This is a genomic window from Streptococcus oralis subsp. dentisani, assembly GCF_002096335.1.
Classification (GTDB): domain Bacteria; phylum Bacillota; class Bacilli; order Lactobacillales; family Streptococcaceae; genus Streptococcus; species Streptococcus oralis_Z.
In genome coordinates this window covers 21911-27910 of sequence record NZ_NCUW01000021.1, presented here as the reverse complement: position 1 = coordinate 27910, position 6000 = coordinate 21911, and the positions used below count along the sequence as shown (strand labels likewise).

Genomic DNA, 6000 nt, shown 5'->3' with positions numbered 1-6000 from the left:
ATTTAGATCAATTCTTAAGAAGAGATTAGGTAAAATCATCTGCTTCATTAGGATATATAGAAAGGCTCCCTTAGCAACAAGGGGGCCTTTTGTGTATTAGTACTAGGTCTTTGAGAAAAATAAATCTATCATTTCAACAATCCAAGAACTTCCATATTTAAACTTTGAACTCAAATCCCTAAGATGTTCCTGAATATCTGAAACGATTGAATTTCAAGTGTTACTTATGTTGGAATATCTAGATAAGGGGGGATTTTATTTTAGAAATATTAAAAACGCATACTATCAGGCATTCAAAAACCTTGATACTATGCGTTTTATCATGGAAAACTTTACTCAATGCAAGAGCACTCTCTATTTTTTACAGTAGGTATAAAAAAGCTAGGGTCAAGAGACTTGCTAGAAGCCCAACTCCCCAAAAGAAGAAGTCAACCTTCCACTCGCTCCAAGGATTGCCCTTACCTGAGAATCCTCCAAGTTCAAAATGGTGGTGGACAGGCGTCATACGGAAAATACGCTTCCCTCCACTAAGTTTAAAGTAGGTGACCTGCATCATGACAGAGCTTGTCTCAAAGACATAGATAATCCCAATCAACAAAAGAGTCCATTCTTGGTGGAGAGCCATAGAAATAGCTGCTAGCATCCCACCAAGAGCCAAACTTCCCACATCTCCCATGAAGACCTTGGCAGGTTTGTGGTTAAAGACAAAGAAACCTAGCAAACCACCAATCATGGCAAGAATCACAAGAAGAATATCCAATTGATTTTGCATATAAGCAATCACACCGTAAGCTGATAAGCTAATCACCACGGAAATACTCGCTAAGCCATCAATCCCGTCAGTCAGATTCACCGCATTTGAAAAGCCAACTAGCCAGAAAAGGGCAAAGAAAATATAGAAAATTCCCAAATGAACTTGGTAGCCAAAGACTGAAAGCATATCGCCACCGCGCTCATAAAAGAGGTAGAAAATCACTCCTCCAAGCAGCTGGAGAGCAAGTTTTTGCTTGGGATTTAAGCCTTCGTTAATCTTACGAAAGACCTTGAGGAAATCATCCAAAAAACCTACCAAACCATACAAAACCAAGATAAACAAAATCATGCCTACATTGTTGGTCAATTGTTGGGTAAAGAGAGCGACAAGGAAGCTCACAACAACTGCAACGATCAGGAAGACAAGACCTCCCATGGTTGGAGTCCCAGCTTTCGCTTGGTGTTGCTTGACATCCTCGTGCATCTGCTGACCTGTAATCTGTGCTTTTCGATAAAATCGGATAAAGGCTGGAATACCTATCAAGGTCAATAGAAAAGCTAGAACTCCAGCACTAATGGAACTAATCATCTTAATCTCCTAAAGTTATTTTCATTTTTTTAATGTCTTTGAGAGCTGTATTGGCACGGACACTTTGTTTCTTGACCGTTTTGCCACTACCTTCCCACTCGACTTCTATATTCAGCCATTTGGCAAATGTTTGCACATTTTCATCTGTCCAGCCGTACATATCAGGCATTTCTTCGACCTTATCTGACAGGATCAAGATCTGCTGATTGGCTTCCAAATTATCTCCTTCAGAAACCGAGAGATCCTTGATCTTGGTTCCTGTTCCGATAACGATTGGTTGGACAAGGTTACGACGCAATTCCTCCGCTAGGTCACCTGGGGTAAAGTCCTTGGTAGCTGGCATAGCATAGCTTGTCGTCTTGCTGACCTGATCCAAGTTCTTGGCAGTTGACTGAAGATTGAGGGACTCTTTCATGGCAGAAGCTCGCTCAAGGATTGGGTTGGCAAACTCCCCAAGCTGAACACCTGAATAATGTTCTGGCTGTTGCACCGTCACATAGAGGATAAAGTCAGGATTTTCTGCAGGATGCATCGACACAACAGAGAAGATATAGTTGGTTTCACCTGTCAGGTAACCCCCATTCTTCTCATCGGCAATCTGAGCAGTCCCTGATTTCAGAGCGACATTCTGACCTGGAACATTGACATTTGGTTTTCCTGTACTGTGGTTGTACATGGTACCGTAGACAGGATCTGTTCCGACCATGACCATGTGCTCCCGAGTAGAGGACGCTGCTGTTTTTGACACAGGATTTCCGACAATTTCCTTTTGAGACTTACGAACAGACTGGTCATTTGGATCATAGAGGGCACTGATAAATTTTGGTTCCAACATAACCCCATCGTTGGCAATAGCTGTAAAAGCACGTAGCATCTGGGTCTGCGTTACAGAAATCCCCTGACCAAATGCACTCATGGCAATATTAACAATATTATCTGCAGGCAATTGACCTGAATACTCATCAGTCAGACCAAAACGCGTCGGCACCCCAAACTTAAAGCGATTGAGATAATCGAGCCAAGTCGCATCTCCCATTTTTTGTTCAAGTAGACTCATTCCAACATTACTGGAGTGAGCGAAACCTTGTGAGAAAGTCATCATCCCACCAGTAGTCAAACCATCATTAACATCCCAATCTCGAATCGTCGCATCCGCTATTTTTAATTCACTGCTATTGAAGTATTCTCCACCTGGGAAGGTATTGTTGTCAATAGAAGAAGCTAACGTCATGACCTTCATGGCTGATCCTGGTTCGTAGTTACTTTGATAGAGGATATCACGCCAGACAAAGTCTTTTGTGATGCCATCCTTGGTATCTGCATTGAAGGTCGGCCGTTGGGTTGTAGCCAGGATTTCCCCTGTTTTAGCGCTGACCAAGGTAGCCGTCATATACTTGCCTTTTACTTTTTCCTGGAAGGCATCCATCTGAGTTTCCATAAAGGATTGCAAGGGACTAGAAAGGGTTGTGTAGACATCTTTTCCATCTACTGTTTGTTGAGAAGCTTGATCTGTACCCGGAACAATATTTCCCAGACGATCTTTCTCATAGGTGATGATCCCATCTGTACCCGCCAGAATGTTATTTAAAGAACTCTCCAAACCAGATGTCCCAATCAACCTTTTGGTGCCATCCTCATTTTCATGGAGTTGCGCTAAACCGATAAAGGAAGAAGCAAACTGTCCATTGGGATAACTGCGGTTAGGGCTAGTTGTAAAGTCAACTCCCTCAACGCCAGCTGTTTTAAGGTCATTTTTAATGGCCATCATATTGGCATAGGTGATCCCATTTCCCTTGGTACCAAAAGACACCTGTTTTAGATCTGGCTGAGAAAGTTGTTCCTTGACATAAGACTCCTCCATATCGAGGTATTTATGGAAAATTTCAGCTACCTTATTAAATTGAGAATCTTCTACATAGAGAATTTTGCCTGTTGCTGACTTGTAGGTCTTGTCAATAACAGCATAGATATTATAAGAAGTTGCATCCTCAGCAATAGGCGTTCCATTACGATCGTAGATGGTCCCCCGCTTGGCTGGAATCGTCTTGGTTGTTTGGTGAACCTTGTTTGCTTCTTGAACCAAGTCCTTACCAAATTTTTTACCCGTTCCGATAATGACCGCAAAGTTGACCAAAAAGACAGCGAAGAGTATGACAGCCAATAAACTCAGGCTTTTCCCTACTCTTCGGCGATTTTCTTCTGGAGATTTACGGTTACGAACGGCATAACGGATGATTTTTTCTTTCCACTGTTTCATTTCTTACTCCGCTGCTCGGATATTTTCGTTATTCAGCTGCAAATCCTTGGAGTTTGCAATCTCTTTCAAACGTTCTGAACGAATCAATTCATTGACCTCTTGCTTGGCATCGTCGAGCTCGGTTTTCTTTTCTTCTATTTGAGCATTGACCTTGGTCAATTCATTCTGAACTTGTAATAGCTTGGTCTGCATAAACACAACGCTAATTGCCAGGATAATCATTGTTGCAGCAATCGAAACATAGAAGGCCTTTTCCACACGTGAAAAACCTTTAAACTTCGTTTGCAATAACTGGCTTGTTTTTTCGATTCTTTCTGCCATGTTTTTCCTCTTACTTGTGAATTTTTCTAGCCACGCGCAACTTGGCTGAATGCGAACGGTTGTTGGCTTCTAGCTCTTCGGCACTTGGCAAGATTGGCTTACGGGATACCAATTCCATCTTAGGCTTAAGATCATCTGGAATGAAGGGCAAGCCTTTGGGAACTTCCACTGTTGAAGCTTCTTTGAATAATTGCTTGGTCAAGCGATCTTCCAGAGAATGGAAGGTAATGATCGAGATTCTACCATCCAAAGCCAGCATGTCCATGGCCTGCTGGATGGATTCATCTGCTGCACCCAGCTCATCATTGACTTCGATTCGGATAGCCTGGAAAATCTGCTTGGCAGGGTGCCCTTTTTTCTTGAGCTCCTTGGCAGGCTTGGCCGACTTGATAATCTCTGCCAACTCCGTCGTTGTCTCGATGGGTTTCACCTCACGCGCTTGCTCAATCTTGCGAGCAATCTGTTTAGAAAACTTATCCTCACCATACTTGAAAAAGATCCGAACCAAGTCATGATAGTCATAATGATTGACCACCTCATAGGCCGTCAGACTAGCTTCCTGATTCATCCGCATATCCAGTGGCGCATCCTTTTTATAAGAAAAGCCACGCTCACGCTGATCCAGCTGAGGACTGGACACTCCCAAGTCATAACAAATTCCATCAATTTCCTGGACACCAGCCTCCTGCAAACGTGCCTGCAAATGACGGAAGTTATCCTTGATAAAGGTTACCATCCCCTTTTCGATATAGGGTGCCAAGCGTTTTTGCGCATTGTCAATGGCATTCTGGTCCTGGTCAAAGGCATAGAGATGCCCTTTTTCGCTCAATTTACTTAATAAATATTCGCTATGGCCTGCTCCGCCCAAAGTCGCATCAACGTAGATACCGTCAGGTTTTACGTCAAGCATATCAATCGTTTCATGAAGCAAGACCGTTACATGATGAAATTCTTTTGTCATATCTTATCTATTTTACCACAAATCTGACCAGCTTGCACTTGTCAGATAGCTCTGCCCTATTTTCTATAAATTCATACAGAAACTTCAACATTTTTATCAGCAAAATGGCGCTCTAGCCGATTTTTTCGACTACTACAGAGAGGTATTATATGAAGTAAGACAAAAACTTCTGCAGTGAATAGAATTATTTCAACTTAACCTCCCAAGTCCAGTACACTTTGTCCCTTGAATATACGATATTCAGTGCACAATAAAAATTCATAAGATTTTCTAATAAAATAGAATTGAACGAACTAGTTACTAAAGGAAATCTTATGAGCTCCCATTATTTTACCATAGATGAGCGTGAAAGTATTCTCATTTACCATATACAAGGCCTAAATTTTTCTCAAATTGCTAAGTTACTTCATCATTATCCGCTGTCGGGTGAAAATCATTACAATGGTTCTATTCAGTCCTTACTATGACTTTGCTAGACAACTTCGCTTTCGAATTTCTAGGCTCAGACTGTATCACTCCCAAACGCTAAAATCGTTCTTGATTGCTTTCTCATTGTTCAACACTTAAGCCATGCCACGAGTCGAGTTCGTGTGCAAATTATGAATCAATTTAACCGAAAATCTCACGAATACAAGGTTATCAAGCGCTACTGGAAGCTCATCCCATAAGATAGTCGGAAGCTAAGCGATTTTATACTTCTACTTTTTACATACACTTGACCAATAAAGAAATCTTAGGCAAACTCTTGAGCTACTCAGAAGACTTGAAGAAACATTATGTTCTCTATCAGCTCTTGCTTTTTTACTTTCAAAACAAGGATTCTGAGAATTTTTTCGGAATCATTGAAGATAATCTCAAGCAGGTTTATCCTCTATTTCAAACTATCTTTAAAACCCTCCTTAAGAATAAAGACAAGATTATCAACGCCCTTCAATTACCCTATTCCAACGCCAAATTGGAAGCAACCAATAATCTCATTAAACTCATCAAACGCAATGCCTTTGGTTTTCCTAACTTTGACAACTTTAAGAAACGAATTTTCATTGCTCTGAATATAAAAATGGAGAAGACAGCAATCGTCCTCCCCAGGTGTTAGCTGACTTCAATCTACTACAGTTG

4 protein-coding genes and 2 pseudogenes are annotated in these 6000 nt (G+C 41.4%); 2 read left to right on the top strand and 4 right to left on the bottom strand.

Annotated features, from left to right (window positions below; genetic code table 11):
- Window positions 1-361: 361 nt before the first annotated feature.
- The 4 genes from mraY to rsmH are packed head-to-tail and all read right to left on the bottom strand — an operon-like array spanning window position 362 to window position 4881.
- Window positions 362-1342 (bottom strand): phospho-N-acetylmuramoyl-pentapeptide-transferase, encoded by a 981-nt coding sequence (gene mraY / locus B7709_RS00405; RefSeq protein WP_000625795.1) that lies wholly within the window; start codon window positions 1340-1342, stop codon window positions 362-364.
- A gap of 1 nt (window position 1343) precedes the next feature.
- Window positions 1344-3599, bottom strand: coding sequence for a penicillin-binding protein PBP2X (pbp2x, locus tag B7709_RS00400; protein WP_084970791.1), 2256 nt, complete (start codon window positions 3597-3599; stop codon window positions 1344-1346).
- A 3-nt stretch (window positions 3600-3602) separates the two neighbouring features.
- Complete coding sequence (gene ftsL / locus B7709_RS00395) at window positions 3603-3920, bottom strand: cell division protein FtsL (protein WP_000840795.1); 318 nt, start codon at window positions 3918-3920, stop codon at window positions 3603-3605.
- Window positions 3921-3930: 10 nt separating this feature from the next.
- The gene (rsmH, locus tag B7709_RS00390; RefSeq protein WP_084970789.1) at window positions 3931-4881 is read right to left on the bottom strand and encodes a 16S rRNA (cytosine(1402)-N(4))-methyltransferase RsmH; all 951 of its coding nucleotides are present in this window, start codon (window positions 4879-4881) and stop codon (window positions 3931-3933) included.
- Window positions 4882-5195: 314 nt separating this feature from the next.
- Here rsmH and B7709_RS10390 point away from each other — a divergent pair.
- Together B7709_RS10390 and B7709_RS00380 are read left to right on the top strand one after the other, a co-directional pair.
- Window positions 5196-5306 (top strand): annotated as a pseudogene (locus tag B7709_RS10390) (IS30 family transposase); the annotation flags it as partial.
- Window positions 5299-5977 (top strand): annotated as a pseudogene (locus B7709_RS00380) (transposase); the annotation flags it as partial. The pseudogenes B7709_RS10390 and B7709_RS00380, both read left to right, overlap by 8 nt.
- Between the last annotated feature and the right edge of the window lie 23 nt (window positions 5978-6000).